The organism is Pseudomonas trivialis (genome assembly GCF_001439805.1).
Lineage (GTDB): Bacteria > Pseudomonadota > Gammaproteobacteria > Pseudomonadales > Pseudomonadaceae > Aquipseudomonas > Aquipseudomonas trivialis.
Map to the genome: position 1 here is coordinate 115390 of NZ_JYLK01000017.1, position 23336 is coordinate 138725.

General features: G+C 59.6%; 15 protein-coding genes and 3 pseudogenes. 6 read left to right on the plus strand and 12 right to left on the minus strand.

Annotated elements, in window-relative coordinates; all coding sequences use genetic code 11:
* Positions 1-9: 9 nt before the first annotated feature.
* Positions 10-3381, minus strand: a complete 3372-nt coding sequence (locus tag TU79_RS21195; protein WP_057009831.1) for a condensation domain-containing protein — start codon at positions 3379-3381, stop codon at positions 10-12.
* 8 nt (positions 3382-3389) lie between these two features.
* Positions 3390-4325, minus strand: a complete 936-nt coding sequence (locus tag TU79_RS21200; protein WP_414896197.1) for a TauD/TfdA family dioxygenase — start codon at positions 4323-4325, stop codon at positions 3390-3392.
* Positions 4326-4619: 294 nt separating this feature from the next.
* Here TU79_RS21200 and TU79_RS21205 point away from each other — a divergent pair, with 294 nt between their 5' ends.
* Both TU79_RS21205 and TU79_RS21210 read left to right on the plus strand, forming a co-directional pair.
* Positions 4620-6680 (plus strand): TonB-dependent receptor, encoded by a 2061-nt coding sequence (locus tag TU79_RS21205; RefSeq protein WP_057009833.1) that lies wholly within the window; start codon positions 4620-4622, stop codon positions 6678-6680.
* Between the two features lie 86 nt (positions 6681-6766).
* Positions 6767-8170: a diaminobutyrate--2-oxoglutarate transaminase gene (locus TU79_RS21210; protein ID WP_082638626.1), complete on the plus strand. Its 1404-nt coding sequence runs from the start codon at positions 6767-6769 to the stop codon at positions 8168-8170.
* Between the two features lie 3 nt (positions 8171-8173).
* Here the strand turns inward: TU79_RS21210 and TU79_RS21215 are convergent, their stop codons facing one another.
* The 5 genes from TU79_RS21215 to TU79_RS21235 form a co-directional block, all read right to left on the minus strand.
* Entirely contained in the window at positions 8174-8836 is a 663-nt protein-coding gene (locus TU79_RS21215; RefSeq protein WP_231986830.1) for a fimbria/pilus periplasmic chaperone, read from the minus strand.
* On the minus strand, positions 8820-11222 hold the full coding sequence (locus TU79_RS21220) for a fimbria/pilus outer membrane usher protein (protein WP_057009835.1): 2403 nt from the start codon (positions 11220-11222) through the stop codon (positions 8820-8822). Before TU79_RS21220 ends, TU79_RS21215 begins: the two co-directional genes overlap by 17 nt.
* Positions 11223-11273: 51 nt before the next feature.
* Positions 11274-11969 carry a DUF1120 domain-containing protein gene (locus TU79_RS21225; RefSeq protein ID WP_169793804.1) on the minus strand — a complete coding sequence of 232 codons (696 nt, stop codon included), beginning with the start codon at positions 11967-11969 and terminating at the stop codon, positions 11274-11276.
* Between the two features lie 179 nt (positions 11970-12148).
* Positions 12149-15862, minus strand: a complete 3714-nt coding sequence (locus TU79_RS21230; RefSeq protein ID WP_057009837.1) for an ATP-binding protein — start codon at positions 15860-15862, stop codon at positions 12149-12151.
* Positions 15859-16509 (minus strand): response regulator, encoded by a 651-nt coding sequence (locus TU79_RS21235; RefSeq protein WP_057009838.1) that lies wholly within the window; start codon positions 16507-16509, stop codon positions 15859-15861. The genes TU79_RS21230 and TU79_RS21235 overlap by 4 nt, the downstream gene beginning before the upstream one ends.
* Positions 16510-16763: 254 nt before the next feature.
* On the opposite strand from TU79_RS21235, the gene TU79_RS21240 reads away from it, so the two are divergent.
* Positions 16764-17135, plus strand: a complete 372-nt coding sequence (locus TU79_RS21240; RefSeq protein ID WP_057009839.1) for a hypothetical protein — start codon at positions 16764-16766, stop codon at positions 17133-17135.
* Positions 17136-17270: 135 nt separating this feature from the next.
* A complete protein-coding gene (locus TU79_RS21245; RefSeq protein ID WP_057009840.1) occupies positions 17271-17519 on the plus strand; it encodes a CsbD family protein in 249 nt (82 codons plus the stop codon).
* 98 nt (positions 17520-17617) lie between these two features.
* On the opposite strand, the gene TU79_RS21250 is transcribed toward TU79_RS21245, so the two are convergent.
* A complete protein-coding gene (locus TU79_RS21250; protein WP_057009841.1) occupies positions 17618-18430 on the minus strand; it encodes a DUF1206 domain-containing protein in 813 nt (270 codons plus the stop codon).
* A 168-nt stretch (positions 18431-18598) separates the two neighbouring features.
* Here TU79_RS21250 and TU79_RS21255 point away from each other — a divergent pair, with 168 nt between their 5' ends.
* Positions 18599-18988 (plus strand): hypothetical protein, encoded by a 390-nt coding sequence (locus TU79_RS21255; RefSeq protein WP_057009842.1) that lies wholly within the window; start codon positions 18599-18601, stop codon positions 18986-18988.
* Positions 18989-19077: 89 nt separating this feature from the next.
* Here the strand turns inward: TU79_RS21255 and TU79_RS26120 are convergent, their stop codons facing one another.
* The 4 genes and pseudogenes from TU79_RS26120 to TU79_RS21265 form a co-directional block, all read right to left on the minus strand.
* Complete coding sequence (locus TU79_RS26120; RefSeq protein WP_139136788.1) at positions 19078-19335, minus strand: hypothetical protein; 258 nt, start codon at positions 19333-19335, stop codon at positions 19078-19080.
* Positions 19336-19581: 246 nt separating this feature from the next.
* Positions 19582-20454, minus strand: coding sequence for a methyl-accepting chemotaxis protein (locus tag TU79_RS27065; RefSeq protein ID WP_428839044.1), 873 nt, complete (start codon positions 20452-20454; stop codon positions 19582-19584).
* Positions 20437-21321, minus strand: a pseudogene (locus TU79_RS27070) (MCP four helix bundle domain-containing protein); the annotation flags it as partial. The pseudogene TU79_RS27070 and the gene TU79_RS27065, both read right to left, overlap by 18 nt.
* A gap of 210 nt (positions 21322-21531) precedes the next feature.
* Positions 21532-22398, minus strand: a pseudogene (locus TU79_RS21265) (acyl-CoA dehydrogenase family protein); the annotation flags it as partial.
* Between TU79_RS21265 and TU79_RS21270 the strand changes: the two are divergent.
* Positions 22394-23098 (plus strand): annotated as a pseudogene (locus TU79_RS21270) (dioxygenase family protein); the annotation flags it as partial. The pseudogenes TU79_RS21265 and TU79_RS21270 sit on opposite strands and share 5 nt — an antisense overlap.
* Positions 23099-23336 lie beyond the last annotated feature (238 nt).

Below are 23336 nucleotides of genomic sequence, written 5' to 3' on the forward strand. Positions count from 1 at the left end.
CCACCTCTGTCAAAGGGTCAGTGAGCGTCGTTTGGTCTGCAGCAACTGGCTGCGCCCGGCGCTGGCTTGGGTGTGCTGGCTTTCGCGCTGGAAGGCCTGGTCCCAGGTGTCGAGGCGCGCCGCCAGTGCGGGCAGCGACTCGTCAAGCCAGTCGCCGGCCTCGTCCAGCAGACGCGTCCACAGGTGTTGCAGGCGCAGGGCACGGGCCTGATCGAAGTGCTCGCCACGGTACTTCAGGGTGGCGTCGATGCCATGGCCGGCGTGTACCAGGTCCAGCACCAGGTGGAAGTCCCCCGGTGCCTGGGCCACATCGAGCGTGTGCAGGTGCGCGCCGGCAATCAGCGTCGGCGCTGAACGTGACGGTTGATAGTTGAGCTTGACCTGGAACAGCGGCGCGTGGCCCGGACGGCGTGCGGGGGCCAGCGCGGCGACCACCAGGTCGAACGGCAGGTCCTGATGGGCGTAGGCTTGTTGCGCCTGCTCACGCACCTGTTGGAAAAATTCACCGAGGCTAGACTCGCCCTCTACCTCGCAGCGCAGGGTGAGTTGGTTGACGAAGAAACCGATCACCTCGTTATGCGCCGCCAGCGGACGCCCGCTGACGTCGGTGCCGAGCAGGAAGCGCTGTTGCCCCCCCAACTGCTTGAGCACCAGTTGGTAGCAGGCCAGCAGCAGCATGAACAGCGTCATGCCCTGTTCACGGGCCAGACCTGACAGCGCATCGCAGCGCGATTGAGGCAGGCTGAAGTCGAGGCGGTGCTGCCCCGGCGTCGCGCCGCTGCCGCCCAATGCCAGGGTTTGCGGGACGTCGGCCAGGTGCGCGCGCCAGAAGTCCTGCTGCGCGGCGATGCGCTGGGGTGTCCAATGCGCCGCTTCCCAACGGGCGAAGTCGAGGTATTGCAAAGGGCGATCAGGCGAGGTGTGCGCCGCCAGTTCGGCGAGCAGCAGTTGCGCGGAGCGGCCGTCGAAGGCGATGTGGTGCAGGGTCAGCAGCAGGTCATGCTGCTCGCCCTGGCTGATCAGGTGGGCGCGCAACATTGGGCCGTGTTGCAGATCGATAGGGGTGGCGTGTTCCCGGGCCAGGCAGGCCTGCAGGTTGTCCTGGGCGATCAATTGCACAGGGCTGGCGGGCACTACACGCTGCTGCGGGCCGTCGACGCCGTCGTGGTAGACCGTGCGCAGCACGCTGTGACGCTCAACCAGCGCGTCGAGCCGCTGTGACAGAGCGGACGTGTCCAGCGCGCCGTGCAGTGTCAGGTGCAGCACGAGGTTGTGCTGGGTGTCCTGCGGGTTGAGTTGATGCAGGAACCACAGTCGGCGCTGGGCGAAGGACTGGTGGCTGTGGCTGAGGCCGGCCTCGGGTGCGGGATTGGCGAGCGGGGCAGGGGTGCCGAGGTGGATCAGCAGGGCCTGCGCCCAGTGCGCCAGGGTTTGTTCGCCGAACAGACTCTGTGTATCCGGCTCCCAGCCGAGGTCGCGCCGCAGACGCGCGGCGAAATCGGCCAGGGCGATGGAGTCCAGGCCCAGGCCGATCAGGCTGAGTTGGGTATTCACGCGGATGTACGGATTGAGCGCGAGCAGGGTCTGCGCCAGCCATTGATGGCAGGCGGCAAGGTCGGGCTGTTCGCGCAATTGCGTTACTTCAAGGCGTTCTGCGGACGAAGCGGGCGTGGCGCCGCTCTGGGCGATGATGCTCAAGGTGCCGGCCGCGAGCTGGGCGCGGGCGCCCTGGCGGGCGATCTTGCCGCTGGTGGTCATGGGAATGGTGCCGGCCTGCACCAGCACAATCTGATCGATGCCGCAGTCAGCCGCTTCGCGCACGGCGCTTTGCATCGATGCAAACAGCGCCGGGTGATGGGCCGGGTCGACGAACTTGCGTTGCGGCTCGGCCACGATCACCAGTTTTTCGCGGCCCAGCACCGGGTCCATTTCCGAGAAGGCAGCGATGCGACCGGTGCGGATGCCGGGTTCGCTGTCGGTGATCGCAAACTCGATATCGTGGGGGTAGAGGTTGCGGCCGTTGAGAATCAGCAGGTCCTTGAGGCGCCCGCAGATCACCACCTGGCCCTGGTGCATGAAGCCCAGGTCGCCGGAGCGCAGGTAATGGCCGGGCTCGCCGGTGATCTGTGCCTGGAAGGCGATGCGGCTGGCCTCGGGGTTTTGCCAGTAGGCCTCGGCGTTGCTTGGGCCTTGCAGCCACACTTCGCCGATGCAATCGGCGGCGCAGCGCTCGAAGGTGTCCGGGTTGGCGATGGCAATGGCGTGATGGGCCTGGGGGTAGCCACAGGCGACGAATTCCACTGCGGGCGCCTCGCCGCTGGCCATGGCCACGCGACCGGTTTCCAGCACCTGTTTGTCCAGGCGCAGCACCACTGGCAGCGCGTCGGCCGGGGTGGCGCTGACGCACAGGGTGGCCTCGGCCTGACCGTAACCGGGGCTAATGGCCAGCGGGTTGAGGCCGCAGGCGGCAAAGCGCTGGGCAAAGGCGTCGAGGGTGCCGGGGTGGATCGGCTCGGCGCCATTGATTGCGTGTCGCCAGGCGCTGAGGTCGAGCTGGGCGATCAGGCTGTCGCTGACCACGCGGTTGCACAGGGCGTAGGCGAAGTTGGGCGCAAAACTGGCGGTGGCGCGGTGGCGACTCAGCGCCTGCAGCCAGGTGGAGGGCGCGTTGACGAAGGTCTGCGAGGCCATCAGGTAGCACGGCATGCCGCTGTAGAGGGGCGCCAGCACGCCGCCGATCAGGCCCATGTCGTGATACAGCGGCAGCCAGTTGACCATGGCGCCGTGTTCATCGAAACCGTAGGCCTGGCGCATCAGTTCGACGTTGGCGATCAGGTTGCGCTGGCGCACTTCGACGCCCTTGGGCGTGCCGGTGGAGCCCGAGGTGTATTGCAGGAATGCCACCGTGGCGGCGTCGATGGACGGGCGTTGCCATTGGTCGGCGGGCGGCGCGCCGAGGTCGTGCACAGTGAGCACGTCGACGCGGTGGTCCACCAGTTCGCGCAGGGCCTCGCAGTGTTCGGCGGGTGCCAGGATCAGCGCCGGCTGCGCATCGATCACCACATTGCGCACGCGGTCCAGATGCCGCGGCTTGCGCGACGGCGGCGGGAACAACGGCACGGCGATCAACCCGGCATACAGGCAGGCGCAGAAGGTGCGGGCATAGTCGAGGCTGCTGGGCAGCATCAACAGCACGCGCTCGCCCGGGCTGTAGCGCGCTTGCAGGGCAGCGGCCAGGGAGCGGGACTGTTCGTGCAGTTGGGCGAAGGTGAGCGTTTCGCCGATGTCGACGCCGTCGGGCAGAAAGTGCAACGCGGCACGTTGCGGGAAGTGCAGGGCGTTGGCCTCCAGCACGTCTATCCAATGATTGAATGCAAACATGGTGGGGTTCATGCCATGGCCACGATGACTTTGCGGTCACCGGTATAGGGATTGCGCCCGTGGGCGACCAGTCGGTTGTCGAGCATCAGGATGTCGCCGGCCTGCCAGGGGAAGCTTACGGCGGTCTGTTCATACACGGCGCGCACGCGGTCGAGCAGGGCGTCGGGAATGGCCGAGCCGTCGCCGAAGTACACGTGGCGCGGCAGGTTTTCTTCACCCACGGCGGCCAGCAGGCTGGCGCGCACGGCGGGCTCGATTGCCGAGACGTGAAACAGGTGCGCCTGGTTGAACCAGACCCACTCGCCGGTGTCCGGGTGCTGCAGCACGGCGGGGCAGCGCTGGCGGGTGCGCAGGTCGCCGTCGGCTTTCCATTCCCACTCGATGCCGTTGTCCTGGCAGTAGCGCTCGACCTGGGCACGGTCTTGGGTGTTGAACACTTTTTGCCAGGGCAGGTCGAGGGCGCCGCTGTAGTTGCGCACGTAGAGCAGTTCGCGGCTGGCGAACTGCTCGCGGATCTCGGCGGGCATGCGCTGATAGATCAGGCGGCTGTCGCAGATCGGCGTTTCGCCGCCGGTTTCACTGGCCTTGATGCAGTGGAACCAGATGCGTGAAGGCCAGGGCCGGGTGTAGGCCTGTTCGTTATGCAAGGGGATGAACTGGTGCGCCGGGTATTCGGTGGAGCTGTAGACCCCGGCGAATACCTTGCTGCGCGGCGTCGAGCCGAACTCGTAGCTGGCCAGGGGCGCGCCGAAGCTGGCGGCAAAGCGCTTGAAGTCGATGGGGGTGGCGACCGTGAAGCCGCGAAACAGCACGCCGCCGACGGTGCGCAAGCTGGCGTCGAGGCTGTCGCGCACGGACTGCTCCAGCGCATGGATCGATTGGCCGGGGTTGGCCTGCACGCACCGGGGCAGGGTGGCGCCGTGGTTATCATCCGTGATCAACATGGGCTTGAAACGTCCGTCCGGGTGTTCGATGGAGGTCATTGTCTTGCACATCCTGTTTATGCTCTTGGCTTTTCAGCAACGTGACAGCAGGCCTTGAAAACCGGGCAGAGGCCTTCACAAAACGTTTAACAAAATGTGTTTATCTCGGTACGAAGGGCATACTAGGTGTTAATGAGAGGGATTATCAATAGTATTCCTTTAATATTTTTTTTGGCTTAGACTCCGCTCCGCTGGGGAAAAAACAGCGTTTGCCAACGTATAAAAATTCGAATAATTGCGGTAGGGGAGCGGGGCGTGAATCACACAATCAATACACTGGCGTTGGCGGTAGCATCAGCCGTCTGCCTGATGAACACTGCATGGGCGGACGATCAGCCAGCGGCGCTGGAGATCGCTCCAGTCACCGTCACGGGCGAAAAGATGAACCGTTCGCTCGAGAAGACCCAGTCGAGCGTGGCGGTGGTCACGGAGCAGCAACTGCGCGAAAAGGCCGATCACAACCTGATCGATGTGTTTGCCCGCACACCTGGGGTGTACAACCAGTCGGGTAACGAGAACTGGGGGATTCGTGGCGTGCCGGTGTCCGGTTTCGATGACCAGGGCCCGGCGACGTTGAACGGCGCGATTTCGGTGTATGTGGATGGCGCCCAGCAACCCAACCGCGCGTTGACGCTGAGCCCGGTTGGCCTGTGGGATACCGAACAGGTCGAAGTGCTGCTTGGCCCGCAGTCCACCACTCAGGGGCGCAACTCCCTGGCCGGTGCGGTGGTGATCACCACCCGCAACCCCACTTTCGAACCCACCTTCTCCGCCCAGACCAACATCGGCAACTACGGTGAGCACGGCGTGGCCGTGGCCGGCGGTGGCTCGATCATCGACGACAAGGTCGCCGGCCGCATCGCCATCGATACCCAGGACGGCGACGGCTATATCCGCAACACCACCAATAACGATGACGCCAACCCGCACCGCACCAGCAACTATCGCGGCAAGTTGTTGATCACGCCGAACGACGACATCGATGTGCTGCTGACCTACGCGCACAACGAGCACCGCCAGGGCGACAACTCGATCACGCGTATCGGCGACAAGGTGCAGTACTACAAGATTGCGTCCAACACCAAGGCCTACGACAACCTCAACCAGGACACCGTGAGCGCGAAGATCGACTGGCGCCTCAACGACGCCTGGACGCTGACCAACATGACCAGCTACACCCACTCGGGCTACACCGCGCGCAAGGACTTCGACCAGACCGCCACGGCCAACAACGTCATCCTGCGCGAGCAGAACGGCGACATGTTCAGCCAGGAACTGCGTCTGGCGTATCAGAACGACACCGTGCGCAGCTTCGGCGGGCTGTACCTGGGCAATACCACCAACAGCTTCCACGACCGCTTGCTGTTCAACAACGTGCAGCGCGGCGCCGCCAAGGGCGATGTGGATATCAACAACGCTGCGGTGTTTGGTGAAGTGAACTGGGACTTTGCGCCCAACTGGACGCTGATCACCGGCCTGCGCTACGACTACGAGACCAACGATACCGATATCAAGCAGGACGACTTCTCCAGCCCCTCCAAGGCGAAAAAGACGTTTAACGCGTTCCTGCCAAAGGTCGGCGTTGACTATCAATTCATGCCGGACCAGTACGTCGGGTTCATGGTGCAGAAAGGCTACCGCGGCGGTGGTGTCAACGTGCGAGCCGGTGGCGGTCACGTTGCCTACGATCCGGAATACACCACCAACTACGAGCTGTCGTACCGCGGATCGTTCCTCGAGAAGAGCCTGCGCGCACGCGCCAACCTGTACTACACCGACTGGAAAGACCAGCAGGTGAGCGTGCTCGATCCAACGGGTAATTTCTTCCTGGTTTACAACGCCGGTCGCAGCGACATCAAGGGCCTGGAAGTGTCCGTCGAAAAAGACTTTGGCGAGCAGTTCACCCTGAACGTCGGCGGCGCGGTCACCGACTCCAAGTACAAGGAATTCAACACCGGTGACGGTAATGATCGCAGCGGCCAGCCGTTCCTCTACTCGCCCAAATACAAGATGTCGGTGGGCGGCACCTACCGCTGGAATGACCGCCTGACCCTCAACACCGACCTGACCTACCAGAGCACCGCGCCGTCCGACTTCGAGTTCGATGCTGCTGGCAATGTGAGCAAGGTGCGTCGCAGTGACAACTATGTGCTGACCAACTTCAGCACCGAATACAAGGTCACCAAGAACGTCGCGGTGTCCGGTTACCTGAAAAACGCGTTCGGCAAGGAATACGTCACCAGCAACCGCATCGGCGACATCATCGATGTGGGCGCGCCACGCACGTTCGGCCTGGTGCTGCGTTACGACATGTAAATCGCTGGACGCCGGGGCCGCAGGGTCTCGGCGTCTGGTTTGCCTGGCGCACTCTGCTTCCACACCCAGCCTCCCTGGAGGACTTCATGAACGCCGTTTCGAATGCCACGACGGGTGGTGCAGCACAGCTACGCCTGTCGCACACCGGATTGTCCCAGCCCTATTGCCTGGACCTGACGCCGATGCTCGAGCGCCAGCAACAGCAGGAGTCGAATGCGCGCAGCTACCCACGGCGCATTCCGCTGGTACTTGAACGGGCCCACGGCATCTACGTACAGGACAGTCGCGGCCAGGTGTTTGTCGATTGCCTGGCCGGCGCCGGTACCCTGGCGCTGGGCCACAACCACCCGGTGATCATTGAAGCGATCACGCAATTGATGACCGCCGGCGTGCCGATGCACACCCTGGACCTGATGACACCGGTCAAGGATGCCTTCGTGCAGGAAATCTTCGGCTGCCTGCCGGCGGATTTCGCTCGCAACGCGCGCATTCAGTTTTGCGGCCCCAGCGGGGCGGACGCGGTGGAAGCCGCGCTCAAGCTGACCCGCACCGCCACTGGGCGGCATTCGGTGCTGGCGTTCGAGGGGGCCTACCACGGCATGACCCTGGGGACGCTGGCCATCAGCGGCAACCTGTCACCCAAAAATGCCCTCGGCGCCCTGATGCCTGGGGTGCAGCGCCTGCCGTTCCCCCATGATTATCGCTGTCCGTTCGGCGTCGCCGGCGAGCAGGGTGTCACCCTCAACCTGCGTTACCTGGAGCACCTGCTCAACGACCCGGAAAGCGGCGTGACCCTGCCGGGCGCGATGATTCTTGAACCGATCCAGGGGGAGGGCGGGGTGATCGCCGCGCCGGACCGCTGGCTGCAGGAGCTGCGACGCCTGACCGCCGCCCACGGCATTCCGTTGATCGTCGACGAAATCCAGTGCGGCATCGGGCGCAGCGGGCGCATGTTCGGCTTCGAGCAGTCGGGCATCACCCCGGACGTGATCACGTTGTCCAAGGCCATCGGTGGCGGCTTGCCGTTGTCGGTGATGGTCTACAACGACTCGCTGGATGTGTGGCAGCCCGGTGCCCATGCCGGCACCTTCCGTGGCAACCAGTTGGCCATGGCGGCCGGCACCGCGACCTTGCGTTTTATTCGCGACAATCACCTGGTGGCCCACGCCGAAACCGTGGGCGCGCACCTGCGCAAACAGTTGCAGGCGCTGCAGGGCGAATTTCCCTGGATCGGCGATGTGCGCGGACGCGGCCTGATGCTGGGCATGGAAATCGTCGATCCCCATGGGCTCGCTGACGTACAAGGGCATCCACCGGTCGACGCAGTACGCGCCAAGGCCTTCCAGCAGGCGTGCCTCAGGCACGGGTTGATCGTGGAGCTGGGCGGACGTCATGGCGCCACCGTGCGCTTTCTGCCGCCGCTGATCATCACCGAGCAGGAGATTGATTTTGTGGCGCAGATCCTGTTTGAGGCGGCGCGTTCAGTTTGATCATCAAGGCTTCGACGCCTGGCCGGATAACTGGATGACATGGGTTTGCAGCATGAAGTTGAAGCTGGACACGCTGTTGAACGTCAAAGAGGCGTTGGCGGCCAGCGGTGATGTCAGCGCCTGGCACAGCGTTTCGCCCGGCAACACGTAAGCCTTGTTGAAGGTAATGTCGGCCTTGGTCGGCGCACTGGACATGGTCGGATCAAAACGAAATACCTTGCGCGACGGGTTGCTCATACAGAGTTTCCCCTGCGTTTGCTTGAAGCTGATTTGCTTCCAGGTGTCGACCTCGGACACGTTGGGATCCACGCCAATGATCACGGGCAGATCCTGACCGATGACGAATTTCACCTTGCCTGCGGCTTGCTGCTGTGGGGGCAACCCTGAAAACAGCACCCGTGCGATGTGTTCCTTGTCGAGGGGCTTGTTGCCACGGAAGATCACGCGCACGGTCTGGTTTTTACCGGGCGCGACCACCACGGTTTGCGGCACGGTGTACAACACGCCACCGTCGAGGTCGTCATCGGGCAGTTTGCTCACTTTGCTGTAGAGCAGCACGGCTTCGTCACTGTTGTTTTTAAGGTCGATGGTGGCCTCTTTCTGTCCTTTTTCAATCAGCACCGCAGAGGCGCTGGGTTGCACCTGGGCGTCAGCCAGCAGGGGCATGGCTGACAGGCAGGCCAGCCAGAGGGATTTTTTGCCGAGAGCAGTCAAACGTTGTATCGATAATTTGTTCATTGGAAATCTCCAGTTGAGTGGGAAGTTTGCACATCAAGGTGCTGTCGGACGCATCGAACATCCCTGACGTTTGCAGTTGTTCAATATTGTCCTGTTTAACCAGCAGCACGTTCTGGTCGATAAAGTTGGCGATCAAGTTGCCGTCCTGGTCATAAAACACCGTGCGGGAACTGAGCGCTTCAGGCTTGTTTGTCCAGCGCATCAACACGTTCTTGTTAGTGGTGGGCTCGAAATCAAAATAGGAAACCGCGCCACGGTCGCTGATAAAGTCCACCTGGTTGTTTTGGAAGTACACGCCATCGTCCAACCCCTTGGGATTGACGTTGACAAAGTCAGGCTTGTTATCGGAGATATCGGCCAGCACCACTTTGCCGTTATAGTTTGTTCTGGCCGAGCTGCGCTGGCTGCTGACCTTGACGAAACCCTTGAGGTGAGTGTCGACAATGGCATAGGTATCTTTGAGTTGATCGGGTGTAAACACCACGCCCTTGTGATTGACGGCGATTGAACCCGAAAGGCTCAGGCCGTTTGACGTTGCGCTGCGGCTGTCGCTTTCGGACTTGGAAACCGTCAGGCCGGCATGGGTGTACGGTGTATTGAAGTCGTTGCTTATATAGTTTTCCGTGGTCTCGCTGCGATTGGCAGTGCGCTGCACATGGCCAGCGGTCACGCTGTAATCACTGTTGACCCGGGTGGTCAGGTAGTTATCCAGGCGCTGGTTATTGCTGTAAGCGTTATATTGTGACCGGTAGTCAACACGGCGGCCGCCCACTTCAAATGGAATCGACAGGCTGGCATTCAACGTCATTTTGTCACGCCGGGTATCACCGGGGGCTTGCGGGGCATACCCGGCACTCAGGTTGAGTGAGGCTTTTTTGATGTTTGTGGAATAGCCTGCCGACCACGTCGAATAACTGGCGCGGTTATAAAAGTTATTTCGGTTGAGCGAAAGGCTGAACGCATTATTGTCGCCCACCACAAAACTGTGCGTGATGCCCAGCGTGCTTTTTATATCGGCCTGGTAATCATAAAGAACTTGGCCGACGTAGGAGAAATTGCGGCTGATTGCCTGGTACGTAAGGTCGGTGCCGCCGTAACTCAGTGTGGCGTTAAAGTTGGCACCCAGTTTGTTGCGCTCATTCCTCGCTAACAGGCCGTACGTAGTCATCTGCAGACCGCCTTTATTGAGGGTGTTGCTGACGGAGACGCCCTGATAACGTTGTTGGGCGACAACCGCGACGGTGGGGTTCACGGCGTCGCTGTAGCGTTTTGAATAACCTGCGCCTGCGGTTACGGCGTGCGTATCGGTGTTGGAGCGCCCGGCAAATGCATACAGCCCACTGCTTTGCGTGGTAGCGCGGCTGATGCGGGCACGGGAAATCTGGCGAGTATCGATCACCTGACCATCGCGCTTGATCACCACCACCACGTCCGACGTGAGTGATGTCACCGGTATTGCGGCCAGGTTGTTGTGGCCGCGGTTGACATTCAAGGTGTAGACCAACTGGTCTCGCTGGTAGAACTCGATCACCGCCGGCGCATCGCTGTCGTAGGTGAAGGCAACGCTGCCAATGCTTGAGGGCGCACCCTTGGTGTTGTAGACCACGCCATCCACATACCCCACGCCGAAGCCGCCGTCGGGGGAGTTCAGGCGACCGGCTTTGACGCGGCCAATGTCGAAATCGCGGTCCAGATAAAACGACTGGACGTTGTTATTGCTGTAGCGCTGGGTTCTGGACGTAAAGCTGCTGAAGGTGCCGTTGGCGCGCAGCAGCGCGTTATTTGCATTGGCGCCGAGTTGATAGGTTGCGCTCAATGAGTCATTGCTCGAACCGCTGGAGTCGAACGACGAATAGTAGGTGTTGTAGTTGACGAAGGCGCCGGTTCCGCCCTTTTGTTGTTGAATGAAATCGGGGTTTTCCAGCAGCGCGCGCGGTACCGTGAGCTTCAGGCTGCGGTCGCTGCGGCTGAAATCGGGCTTGATCCGATCAGTCAGCAGCACGTAGGTCGCAGCGCCATTTTGAATGCGCTGCCCCCAGGCTTCTTTCTTCAGACCGAACCGTTCAAGGTCATGGGCGGTATAGCCCGCTTGTCCTCCGGGCGCGCGATAAACCACGGTCTTGGCAATGAAGCGATCATTGACGTAGAGATGGACCGCGTTATCGCCAGCATAGAGCTCCGTGTCGTGAAGGGCGTCCTCAACTTGCTGGTCACTGATGCCACTGATACCGAGCAACTTGTTGTCAAATTTGAGTTGTGCGTGAGCGTTCATCGAGATGAAAAAGATCAGCAGTAAGGAGTGAACAAGTTTCATGGCAATAAAAATGTCCCACCGTCAGGCAGGACATTTGCGAACCTACAATAATTAGTAGTAACGAACGTTGACTTGTGCCGTGCCGTTCCATGGAACTTGCGTGGTCGCGCTGATTTGGCTGGCTTTGTTTATTTGCGGTTCAACCTCGAAGTTCCAGGTGAACGACGTGCCGCTGGCGGGGTTGTTACTGGCATCCAGAGGGCTCCATTCTTCTGCGGTGTAATAAGCCCAATTGGACATCAACGCCCGACTGCTGGGGGTAGACATATGGTTGGCCGCGTCGCGGTTATAACCAAAGGTGGTGGTGTTGGTTACGCCGTCGACGGTGGTGCTGACCGGCTTCAGCACAAAGTTGCCGATCTTATTCTTGGTTACCGGATCCATGCCGATACCGAAGATACGGCCCGAATCGCCGTGGTCGGTGCGCCCGGCGCTATTCTTGCCGACCAGGGCGCTGGAAGGGTCCGCATCAACTATCCACATGGCGGTTTTCGTGGCTGTGCCTTCCGGGCAGTTAATAACGATCGTGGCTGGTTTTGCGGGGAGTGTGGTGAAGTCGGTTTTGTTCAGTGAGCTCCAAGGGATCTCGCCCCAGTCCAGATCATTGCCACTGGGGATATTTACCGTACACGCGCTTGGCGTGATAACACCTTTAACGTTAATCTCGCTGGCGGCATGGGCGATAAAAGGCGCGAGGGCAGCGAAGCCGGCAATGGATAATGAGGTACCCAGTTTGAAACGTTTCACAGTCATACTCCTATGAATAATTAAAAGACGCGTCGAGATGGCAACGTCGATAATGAAATCAACACCATTCAAGAGCGGCGAAATTATAGGAGTGCAAAAAGTGCTAGTTGCCTGGAATATTCCAGTTCTGCTGTTGGCGAGGACAGCTGGACGTGCATAAGGGGATTATGTGCGAACCGTCAAACACCGGCGGCGCGAAGTTGGTAAACGAAGTCGCGTACCGCCGCGTGTACCACCGAGTGGTGCTGTGCTTCACGGTGCAAATGCTGCGCCTGACGGGACAGTTCGGTCAGTTCGACCAGTTGCAACGCTCCGGCAAGTTTATGCAGCAGATGACCTAGAGTTTCGGCATCGTCGCTGCTTAGTGCGGCCTCTATGGCCTGCACGTCCTTGCGACTCTCTGCGCAAAAACTGTCCCACATCACCGCCTTCAGATCGCCCATGCTGGTGACTGCCGAGTCTTCAGGCGGTGCGCACAGATAACGCTCGAACAGGGTAATCAACGCACCGAGGACGATGGGCTTGAGGATGAGTTCGTCCATGCCGGCCGCTCGGGCACGCTGCTGTTCCTGCGGGTGAATGCTCGCCGTCATGCCGATGATGGGGATCGTCGCGGCGTCGAGCTGCGAGTCGCGTACCTGACGCGTCATGGCGTAGCCGTCCAGTTCCGGCATATAGCAGTCGGTGAGGATCAGCGTGTACTGCTGCGTTTGCAGGCGTTCGAGTGCCTGCACGCCGTTTTCCACCAGGTCGAAGGCGCAGTGCAGGTGCTCCATCTGCCTTTTCAGCAGCAGTCGATTGGTGGGGTGATCTTCCACGATCAGCACCTTGTGCCCTTTGGGGTAGCTGGAGCGGGGCAACGGAATTCGGCGGCGGCTGTTGCGCCCCAGCAGCAGTTGCTCAAGTGCGGCCTGCAAACCGCCCCAGGTCAAGGGGTTGACGCTCAGCCGGGTGCCCGTGGGGCGGGCCGCATAGCCGGCAGGCAAGGCCTCGGTTGTGATCAGCAGCGTCCCGGGCTTGCCCGCGGATGCTTCATCGGCGGTGATGAGCAGGTCATGCTGATCCGACGTGAAGTGAAACCCCAGCGCCAGCAGATGCTCCGACAGGGCTTCACGGTAGAACGCCACATTGGATGCGAGCCTGACCGAGTGCGATGCGAAAGGTCTTTCCACCGCTGCGATGATGGGCAGGCTCAAGGTGAAGGTGATGCTTGTGCCTTCATTGAGGCGGCTGTGCAGATGCAGTTCCCCGCCCATCAATTGCACAAGCCGACGCGAAATCATCAGGCCCAGACCAGAGCCGCCATAGCGCCGGGTGATGGAGCTGTCCGCTTGCATGAAGGGTTGAAACAGCCGCTCCTGCTGATCCTGACTGATGCCGATGCCGGTGTCCGCGACCAGGAATTCCAGGTGCTGCTCGCTATCATCGTGCTTGACGCTCAGCGCCAGGCGCACCTGACCGCTCTGGGTGAACTTGGTGGCGTTGCTCAGCAGATTGAGCAGCACCTGGCGCAAGCGGCTGCCGTCCACTTCCAGTAGCCCGGCGATGCGATGATCAATCAGGCTGTGCAGCCCAAGGCCCTTGCTGTGGGCCTGAGGGCCGATCAGGCGCAGCACGCCGTCGAGCAATTGACGCAGATCGGTAGGCTCGGGCGCGATCACCAGCATGCCGGAATCGATGCGTGAAAAATCCAGGGTGTCATCGAGTACTTGCAGGAGCGAGCGGGTCGATTCGTTGACCATCGTCAGCATTTCCTGCGCGTCCGTCGGCAGGTGCAGGTCGCTCATCAGTTCGAGCAGGCCGAGAATGCCATTCATGGGGGTGCGAATTTCATGGCTCATGGTGGCCAGAAACGCCGCCTTGGCCTCGGCTGCCTGTTCGGCCAGCTGTTCGGCTGCGCGAATGCTGGTGACGTCGATGAAGGTGGTGAGCACGCCCTGGGGTTCGTCGCCGTCAAGCCGATAGGGGGTGACGATGTACAGCCAGTGCTGGTCGCTGCCGTCCTCGCCCACCAGGATGTGTTCGCCCTGTTGGCGTTCATCGTCGCGCAGCGCCCGGTCGACCATTTTCGAGATGCGCTGGCGCACCTGCGCCGGGTAGTAGCTGATTTCGTCAACCGAGCGTCCCAGCACCTGGGCCGCTTCGACGTTGAAGGTTCGCTCATAGGCTTTATTGAGCATCAGGTAGCGCCGCTGACGGTCCTTGATCGCCACCGGATACGGGTACGATTCAAGCAATTCGCGGCTGAAGCGCAATTGCGCGGACAGCCGCTGTTGCGCTTCGCTCAGGGCGCGTTGCCGGGCTTTGAGCGACAGGTGCGCATAGAGCAATACGCCAATGATCAGCAGGGCCACCGACCCGATGCTGCCGATGATGCGCCAGAGGTGTTGCGGGGAGACGCCGATTTCGTAGGTGTTGTGCAGCCACTGTTGGGCGAACAGGTCGCGCTGTTCGATCGGAATGCTCTGGATGAGCTGATCCAGCAGGGGCGCCAGTTGCGCATGGCGCTCGGCGACGGCGATGGACAATTCCAGCGGCAGATCGGTGGCAGCCGCAATCTTCAAGCTGTCCGACCAGCCTTTCTCCAATAAGCGATCCACTGTTATCAGGTTACCCACGTAGCCAACGGCTTTGCCCGTGCGCACCAGCTCGAAGCCATCTGCCGGATCGGTCACCAGCAGCAGCTTGCTGTCGGGCACCCGTTGCTGGAGGCGCTGCGCGAATTTCGGGTTCGCCGGTACGGCCAGGGTCGCGCCATTGAGTTCTTCGATAGCCGTTTTTGCGGGTTCTCCCAGGCGCGTCACCAACACGTTCGGGATCTTCACGAAGGGCTGCGTGTAGCGCCAACCGGGCAAGTGCTCGGTGGACGCGTCCACTGGGATACGCAGGTCAACCTCGTCGGAGGGCGCAACCGTGCCGCTTGGCGCGGGTATCTCGACCACTTTGAGGCGCAGCGCGTTCACCAGGTATTTCAGGTAGCTGTAGCTCAGGCCATTGGCACGACCGTGTTCGTCAAGGAACGACATCGGACGAAAGGTGGTTTCATAGCTCACGCGCAGTATCGGCAGGTCATCCACCCATTGGCGCTGCGCGGTCGTCAGGTGGGAGGAGGGCTGCATGCGTTGTTTCAGCGAATGCTTGTCCAGCCAGCGCAACTGCAGGTCGTTAAGGAAGTCCGACGGCGTGCGGGCCATCTCTGCGGCGAGTGCGTCGCGCAAATCGGAGCGGAGTGCGCTGATGCCGAAGTGCAGACCGGCGTTATCGTAAAGATCCTGCTGCCTGACTTCGAGGGACTTGTAGCGTCCGCTGCTGAACAGTGCCTCGAGCTGGTAAGGCTCGCCCAGGTACGCGTCACCTTCACCGTTCTGCAAAGCCTCCAATGCCGCCCTGGTGTCTGCATAGATTCGCAGTTGAGGTGGCGGCAGGCGGTGGCGCAGCCACTGGGCTGTTGTGTAGCCTTGCTCGGCAACGAATGAATGTGAGGCCAGGTCGGTTGGCGTGATCGCCGCGCTGCCGTGCCGGACAACCAACACAAGCGGGGAGAGCAGATAAGGGCTGGAAAAGTCCATGCAGCGCTGACGCTCGGCATTGGTCTGCAAGTCCGGCACCACGTCGATGCGTCCTTCGCACAGTGCGGCAGTGGCTTGCTCAAAGGTGGCGAACTGACGAAACTCCAGCTTCAGATTCAATTGATCGGCCAGGTAACGCAGGTAGTCGATACTGAATCCGGCCGGGCTGTCACCGACCCAGAAGCCGAGAGGTGGGGTGGTTTGCACGGGCAGACCGACCACCACCACAGGGTTGCCCGGCGCCGCCGGGGGGGGTGTTGACGCCGCGCACAGGCTCGACACCAGCAGTGTCAGCCACAACAGCCTGCGCAGGGCGTTTGTCACCCGGCGTGCTCGACGGTGGATTTGGCCAGTGATGCGTAATATTGATAGAGCTGCGCATCTGACTGTATGCCTAGCTTGCGCTTGGCCGAGTTCTTGCCCCAGCTGACAGTCTTGATGCTGCGATGGAGGATTTCTGCGATGTCTTCGGGCGACTTGCCCGACGCCAGCAGCCGCACGATCTCCAGCTCCCTGGGGCTCAGCAGCGTTTCGCCAGCCGTACTGCGGGGCGCTTCGGCCAGCGCTTTTTTCAATGCATCATTCAGATAGATGCCCCGACGCAGCACGGTTCGCACGGCTTTTGGCAGGCAGAGAATGTCGCTGTTTTTTTGAATGATGCCCCGCACTTTCGCTTCCAGAATCAACCTCAGAATGCCGAGATTCTCTTCACCCGTGAGCACCAGCACCGGCAGGTTCGGGTAGCGTCTGTTGAGTACGCCCAGCATCTGCAGGCCATCCATGTCGGCGCCGGGCATCGAATAGTCAACGATCAGCACGTCGCATTCATGGTTTTCCAGCGCGCTGAAGAGTTCCGGAACACTGGTGACGGTCGCCTGGATTTTGGCAAAGCTGCTGTCATTCAACAGCACAACCTGGCAACCATGCAGGATGGCAGGGTGATCGTCGGCGATGATGATACGAGGAATCATAAGCGCTGCTCCTGGGGAACTGTACAAATTGGCCCGTCACTGTCACCCGACTTCTCAACACGCAAAAAGTGTAGCGTGAGTACCGTCCTGCGCGCCTGTTTAGTTGAAACGGAAGAACATGAACGATACAGGCTCGCAGGTTTGAGGTGGCTGGAAAAATCCAGTTCCCGGTGTTGAGCAAAAGCACGGCAGTATTACCCATTGTCGGATAAGGCGCGTTAGCATTAACAGCACTTGATCAGTGGAGCACTCGCATGAAATACCTGATGTTGTTGGGCACGACGATCCTGAGCTTGAATGCATTCGCTCAGTCAACCCTGGAGCTTCCAAGTTGCAACCTGCCACAGCAGCGGGTTCAGGTCGCCCAGACCGGTGGGCAGATGACAGACCCAAGGCAAGCGCATATCTCGCAACGAGCCAATATCCTCGCCGCCGACGTCAGCACGTCGCGCAAGGCACGAAAGTTGACCCAGGCTGAGGCTGATCATCTGGTCAAGCGCATTGAAGAGATTCGCCGGCAAAGCAATCGCGCGGTTAAACAGAAGGGGCATTTGAGCGCTGCCGATTCGGCGGCTTTTGATGATGAGCTTGATGGGCTGGCCAAGGGCATGTGCGCAACCCGGTAGGTCTTCGCAGCCGGAGCGATCCCTGCGGCATTTCAACTTGAACTAATCACGACGTGATCCTCCCTAATGCTGTGCAGCTAACCTGCGGCCCGGACTGACGCCGGGTTGCCCACTACACGCAAAGGGTTTGTAATTATGAAAAGTGAACAAGTAGAAGGTGTTGTAGAAAAGGTTGCGGGCAAGGCGCAAAGCGCGGTCGGCAAGTTGTTCGGCGACTCGAAGCTGGAAGCCGAAGGTGCTGGACGCCAGGCGGCCGGTCAATTGACCCAGACCTACGGTGATGCGCTTGACAGTGTTTCTACCTTCGTTAAAGAGAAGCCGGTTGCAGCCCTGGCAATTGGTGCCGTCGCGCTGTTGGTGCTGGATCGCCTGCTGCGCCGCTGAGTCGCGGACAAGCATGGCTGGCGGGCTCTCACCGCGCGTTTACCAGCCGGCCAAGTCATCTGCGTGACTTGCCGGCTCGGCATGTTGGCTAGCTCAAGTCATGCTTTCGCCACGCCTGGCAGATCCATATTGATCCTGCGCCAGAAGGCTTCAGAGAAGCTGTAAACCGAGAACGCAATCAGCCCTAAGGCCATCACTATCAAAATAAGCCATCCGGCCGGGAGATTCTGGAGCGCGTTCAGGGCTTCCTTCATACCTGGTGGATTCATGGCTTGATAAGCAGAACCACTGATTGCCAGCAGCACCGAGATCTCCAAAAACACGACGCCACGGGCAATCAATCCGAATCGTGATACCGGGCGGACGTACTGCATGACGTCTTCATCGGCCTCAAAGTACTGCTCGAACGACGCCTTCCATCCCTTGATGATATGAGCAACACCGACACCAAAAGGAACGAGGGCGATCACGTACACCAACACATTCGAGTGATCCCAAGACAAAAAATGCGCGAGCCAGTCTCTGGTCTGCCCCCCGGAATCGCCTGAGCTTCTGATGCCGCTAACGAGTAAGCCCAATGCAAAAAACGCTAAAGCGCCATTGACCATACCGCCGGCCAACAGACCCGCGCGAATCACCAGGCCTTTGAGCGCTTTGCCGTGATGGTCGACATCACGGGTAGCCTGAAGGACGCGCCAGGCAGCAAATGCGAGCAGTCCGGCCACCACAAGCCCGATTAGAAAATAGCCAAATGGTTGGCTTAGCAGGGCTTCCAGGCTTTTGTGGCTGTCCTTGGGTTTCGTCGCATCCTGAGCTGCCAGCAGGGCGAAGATACCGATGATCAAATAGAGCAGCCCCCGAGCGGCGTAGCCTCCCCGGGCAAGTATTACCAGGCCATGTTGCGTATACATTCGACGTATTCCAGAGATGTGATACAGGAGCAGACCCCTCATGCTGACGGGGGTTCTAATTCCCTGTTCTTCAAAATGATTGGCGTGCAGTACAGTGGCAGCCGCCAGACCGTCGAAGTTCAAACGGTGCAGGGCAGGGAAGGTTCGCGTGCGAGCCGGTGAGGAATAATGCAACTCAGCTTGATAAAAGGAAGAGCGTCATTGAAAAGTATATGGCTGGCGACAATCGTAACCTTGGTCATCAGTGTGAGCTTTTGGCTGGCGGCGTCATGGTTGGCCGGAGTGAATGAGCCGTGGGATGCGCAACGTTATTTGACTGTTCTGTACCCTGCGTCCCTGGCGCTGGCACTGACGCTTGGTCTGCTGTTTAAACAACGCGGATGGCTGGCGGGTCCCATCGTCATGTTCGGGCAGATTCCGTGCGTGATGATCACATCTGAACCAGGACCGTTACTGGCAGTCGGCATGTTGTATTGCATTTTGCTTTCGATCCCGGCGGTGATGCTGTTCTGGATCGCGCGTGTGGTTTGTCGGCGGCTGGTTGCTTCTAAGGGCTAGCTGCATGAGGAATGATCAGAGAGGGTGTTCGCGCGGGTATGGCGGTCAATCATTAAAGATTATTAATCATTGGCAGCAAAATCAACAATCTAGACGGTATTTTCATTTAAAAAGGATGAGATCTCCAGGATTCCAGAGGGATTTATCTTTTTTAAATTTCGCGCATATCCACAAACAGAAAAATCATCAGCGAAGCTATAGAAGTATACAAAAATAAAGAAGCCGTACCGTTTTAAAAGATATGGAAAAGGGTTGAGGTCGTATGTAAAGAGGAAGGATTCAAGACGCCATCGAAGCCAACCGCCGTCACCTTCCGCACCAGCGATGGGAGCGGAGAGGGTGGCCATCTTGTTATAGTCGGGGCAATTTGGAGGCAACACAGAGGACCATATGGCGCCGTTATCCAGCGCCACGGTTGGCCCACACGCCAATGGGACACTTAGCGGCCGTCACTGTGTGGGCAGGATCAGGGTTCAAATTGAACTCCGTGAGAGCCAGACTTGCCTGCGAACCAGGCGCCTTGGTATATCAGGCAGACCTCTTCATCGCACGCGCGGGCAAGCCTTGCTCCAACAGATGGCTTCCGATACCTCTTACAAGCGAAACCTCGACACCATGCTGTTCAGGTCAACCGCCAGACGGGTCAACTCGCCGCTGGCGGCGCTGGTCTGGGCAGCGCCGTTGGAAGATTGCGTCGACAGGTCCCGGATGTTGACCAAGTTGCGGTCCACTTCACGGGCGACTGCAGCCTGTTCTTCCGCAGCGGCGGCAATGACCAGGTTACGCTCGTTGATCTCGATCACTGCGGTGTTGATGGTTTCCAGCGCCACGCCTGCGCCTTTCGCGATGTTCAGGGTAGATTCAGCACGTTCAGTGCTGTTACGCATTGAACTGACCGCTTTTTGGGTGCCGCCTTGAATGCTGCCAACCATGCGTTCAATTTCGCTTGTGGACTGTTGGGTGCGATGGGCCAAAGCGCGTACTTCATCGGCGACAACCGCAAAGCCGCGACCGGCTTCACCGGCCCGGGCCGCTTCGATAGCTGCGTTCAGCGCCAGCAGGTTGGTCTGATCCGCCAAGCCACGAATCACGTCCAGAACCTTGCCGATGTCGCGGGACTCTTCCGCAAGATTACCAATCAGATCGGCGGTGCTTTGCACATCCCCGCTCATGCGTTCGATAGCGTTGACGGTTTCGTGAACCAGATCCCGGCCATCGCCTGCTGACGCCGTCGCGTTTTTTGACGCCTCTGACGTGCTCACTGCGTTACGCGCCACTTCTTCGACGGCGCTGGTCATTTCGTTGACTGCAGTCGCGGCTTGTTCTATTTCGTTGTCCTGCTGCGCAAGGCCACGGGCGCTTTCATCGGTAACTGCGTTCAGCTCCTCGGCAGCGGAAGCCAGTTGTGTTGCGGATCCGGAAATACGCATCAAGGTATCGCGCAGTTTCTCCTGCATTTTTTGCATGGCTAGCAGCAACCGGCCCGCTTCGTCGGTGCCATCAACCTTTATTGGTAGGGTCAGATTACCTTCGGCGATGGTTTCAGCCGCTTCAAGTGCCAACGCTATCGGTTGGGTGATGCTCTTGGTCAGCAGCCAGGCAAACAGCATGGTCAGCAGCGAGGCAATAATGAGGAAGCCGACAACCCAGTTGAACGCAGAGCTGTACTGGTCAGCAGCGGATTGATTGATAATAGCCAGCTGGGCGTTATTGAAGTCAGTAAGCTTATTCAACGCCACGTTTGTCTGCTCAGCGTTAGCCGCAGACTCGGCGTTCAGCACGCGCGTTAGCGCCTGCAGATCGCCAGCCTGACTGAGGGTAACAAGGCGCGTTTCAATCTTCCGATATTCACCCATCAGCCGCATATAGTCGTTGTAGTCGGATTGCTCTACAGGGGATGAAATCAGTTTGGCGTATGCTGCCTGCGACTTGTTAAGTTGTTGGTTTTGTTCCGCAAGTAATTCGATGGTCCTGTTCTGAATATTCGGTTCGCGATCAGTCAGCAGCCGATGCGATAAAACCCGCATGCGGACGCCCGTCACCGTGAGAGCATTCAGGGCCTGAAAGCTAGGGACGCCATTTATCGCGATGTCGTCGCCAGCTGCTCGGATCTTGCTCATCTGAGACAGGGCGAAGAGGCCGAGAATCAGCATGAGCGCGCCTATCAGGGAGAACCCGAGAAATGCGCGCGGAGCAATGTTCATTGTTCTTATTGTCATGGTTTTCCCAGAGCGTGGAATGTGCTCCCCGCAAGCAGCGGCGGATGGCCCAGCGCATAAGTTTTTATCGGTCGCTTGATGACACACTTGAGCGAAAACAGCTGTGTGCCGCATATTAAAACTGATATTGCCCACTCACCAACTTGCAGACATCGACTGATGTTGGCTCGATGCAGCCCGATGGCGACAATCTTCAACCCAAACGACCTGAACGCGACGTTCGTTCAGTTGGTAGAGACTTGCTAACAAAGTTGCATATTTCTCTTGCAGAATCAGCTCTAGAGGCTGCGGCAGCGTGGCAGAAGATGCTGTGCATAATGGTGCTCAAGGATAGGGGATGGTCGGTTCGATGCCGGCGAACACCGCGCCAGCGCCGTCGTAAGTCGCTTCGCCGAGGAAAGCATGCTGTGTCACTACCATGGAGTCGCGTACGATCCATTGCAGACGATTGTCATTGAAGATGGCTGCAGTCCCAGCCAGTCGATAAGCCTTCATGACTACGTCCGCTCCGGTATGAGCGGCATGGGTGGCGCTGAGGCGTAATAAGTTAGTCTGCTGCAGGGTCACCGGATTACCGGCCAAAAGCGAGGCCCATACAGCTTCGGCGGATTCGTAGAAAAACGCCTGGGCGCTTCGCAGCATCGCCTCTGCCTTACCCAGTTCGCTGCGGTAATAAGCGCGATCACCCAAGCGCGGGGCACCGGTGACAGTCTTGGTGCTGCCCGACATTGCGATCACCAAGTCCAGTGCTGCGCGTGCCAGCCCAAGGTTAACGGCGGCGTGAACTTGCGCCTGGTAGGAAACGGACGGGTAATGATAGAGGGGCTCGTCAATTGTGGAGGCACTGCCACGCACGAAAGTCCACTCGTGTTGGATGTTCTTTTGGTGCAATTTGAGGTCATGGCTTCCCGTCCCTTGCATTCCGACAACATTCCAGTTGTCGACGATCTGCACTTCGCTTGCCGGGAACACAGCGGTCAGCGGTTTGCCTGCCGTCGGTCCTCCACCGTTGGCCGATGTGCCACCGATGCCTACACCAATCCAGTTGGCACCTTTGCACCCACTAGCAAACCGCCAGTGCCCGCTGACTTCCCAGCCATTTTCAGTCTCTTTGGCGGGTTGTAGAGGGTAAAGGCCGCCAGCATAGACCTGGTCTGGCCCGTTGGCATAAATCAACGCTTGGGTTGCCGGGCTGGGCCTGGAGCATTATCTGGATATGTTGATGGACGCCGCCGATGTCGAGGCCGGCAAGACCGGTGGCACCCCGCGTACCATCGAGGGCCCGCTTTACGTTGCCGGTGCGCCGTTGTCCAAGTACGAAGCGCGCCTGGATGATGGGACCGATGCTGCCGTGCCGCTGTTCATGCAAGGCCAGGTGCGCGATACCGACGGCAATCCACTAGTCGGCGCGATTGTCGATGTGTGGCAAGCTAATACCGGCGGCACGTATTCGTGGTTTGACCCGACGCAATCGGAGTTCAACCTGCGTCGACGCATCGAAACCGATGCCCAGGGCAACTATCGTTTCCGCAGCATCGTGCCGTCGGGTTATGGCTGCCCGCCGACCGGGCCGACCCAACAGTTGCTTGATCAACTCGGGCGCCACGGGCAGCGGCCGGCGCATATCCATTTCTTTATTTCGGCTCCGGGTTATCGGCACCTGACCACTCAGATCAACCTGTCGGATGACCCGTACTTGCACGACGATTTTGCGTATGCCACACGCGATGAACTGATCGCCGAAATCCGCTTCAGCGACGATCAGCAACTGGCGCGGGAGTTGGGCGTGCAAGGGCGCTTTGCGCGAATTGATTTCGACTTTGAGCTGCAGGTGGCCGCTGCACCGGTAGAGCAGAAGCGCATGCAGCGCGTTCGTGCGCTCGAGGATTGAGCGCGGTAGGGCAGGTGAGTACCTGAGTGTTCGGGATTACGGTGTGTCGGTCAGTCTATCGACCGATAGATCGCAACGGGGGCGCAAGCAGACTTTAGTTGCATTGCCTGGTCAGCGGATGCCGGCCAGGCTTGGCGCAGAGGCTTTTTGGAGAAACTCAGCCGAATTGATCTGCATATTCAACTACGGCCTTAGACTTCCTGCTACGTGTTAGCTGATAAGAAAAAATTGCCAGCCA

Bases quoted from the DNA above. Each gene is read 5' to 3' on its own strand.
- TU79_RS21195 (WP_057009831.1), bottom strand. From the start codon at position 3,381: ATGTTTGCATTCAATCATTGGATAGACGTGCTGGAGGCCAACGCCCTG.
- TU79_RS21200 (WP_414896197.1), bottom strand. From the start codon at position 4,325: ATGTTGATCACGGATGATAACCACGGCGCCACCCTGCCCCGGTGCGTG.
- TU79_RS21210 (WP_082638626.1), top strand. From the start codon at position 6,767: ATGAACGCCGTTTCGAATGCCACGACGGGTGGTGCAGCACAGCTACGC.
- TU79_RS21215 (WP_231986830.1), bottom strand. From the start codon at position 8,836: ATGCCCCTGCTGGCTGACGCCCAGGTGCAACCCAGCGCCTCTGCGGTG.
- TU79_RS21220 (WP_057009835.1), bottom strand. From the start codon at position 11,222: ATGAAACTTGTTCACTCCTTACTGCTGATCTTTTTCATCTCGATGAAC.
- TU79_RS21235 (WP_057009838.1), bottom strand. From the start codon at position 16,509: ATGATTCCTCGTATCATCATCGCCGACGATCACCCTGCCATCCTGCAT.
- TU79_RS21240 (WP_057009839.1), top strand. From the start codon at position 16,764: ATGAAATACCTGATGTTGTTGGGCACGACGATCCTGAGCTTGAATGCA.
- TU79_RS21245 (WP_057009840.1), top strand. From the start codon at position 17,271: ATGAAAAGTGAACAAGTAGAAGGTGTTGTAGAAAAGGTTGCGGGCAAG.
- TU79_RS21250 (WP_057009841.1), bottom strand. From the start codon at position 18,430: ATGTATACGCAACATGGCCTGGTAATACTTGCCCGGGGAGGCTACGCC.
- TU79_RS21255 (WP_057009842.1), top strand. From the start codon at position 18,599: ATGCAACTCAGCTTGATAAAAGGAAGAGCGTCATTGAAAAGTATATGG.
- TU79_RS26120 (WP_139136788.1), bottom strand. From the start codon at position 19,335: ATGGCCACCCTCTCCGCTCCCATCGCTGGTGCGGAAGGTGACGGCGGT.
- TU79_RS27065 (WP_428839044.1), bottom strand. From the start codon at position 20,454: ATGCAAAAAATGCAGGAGAAACTGCGCGATACCTTGATGCGTATTTCC.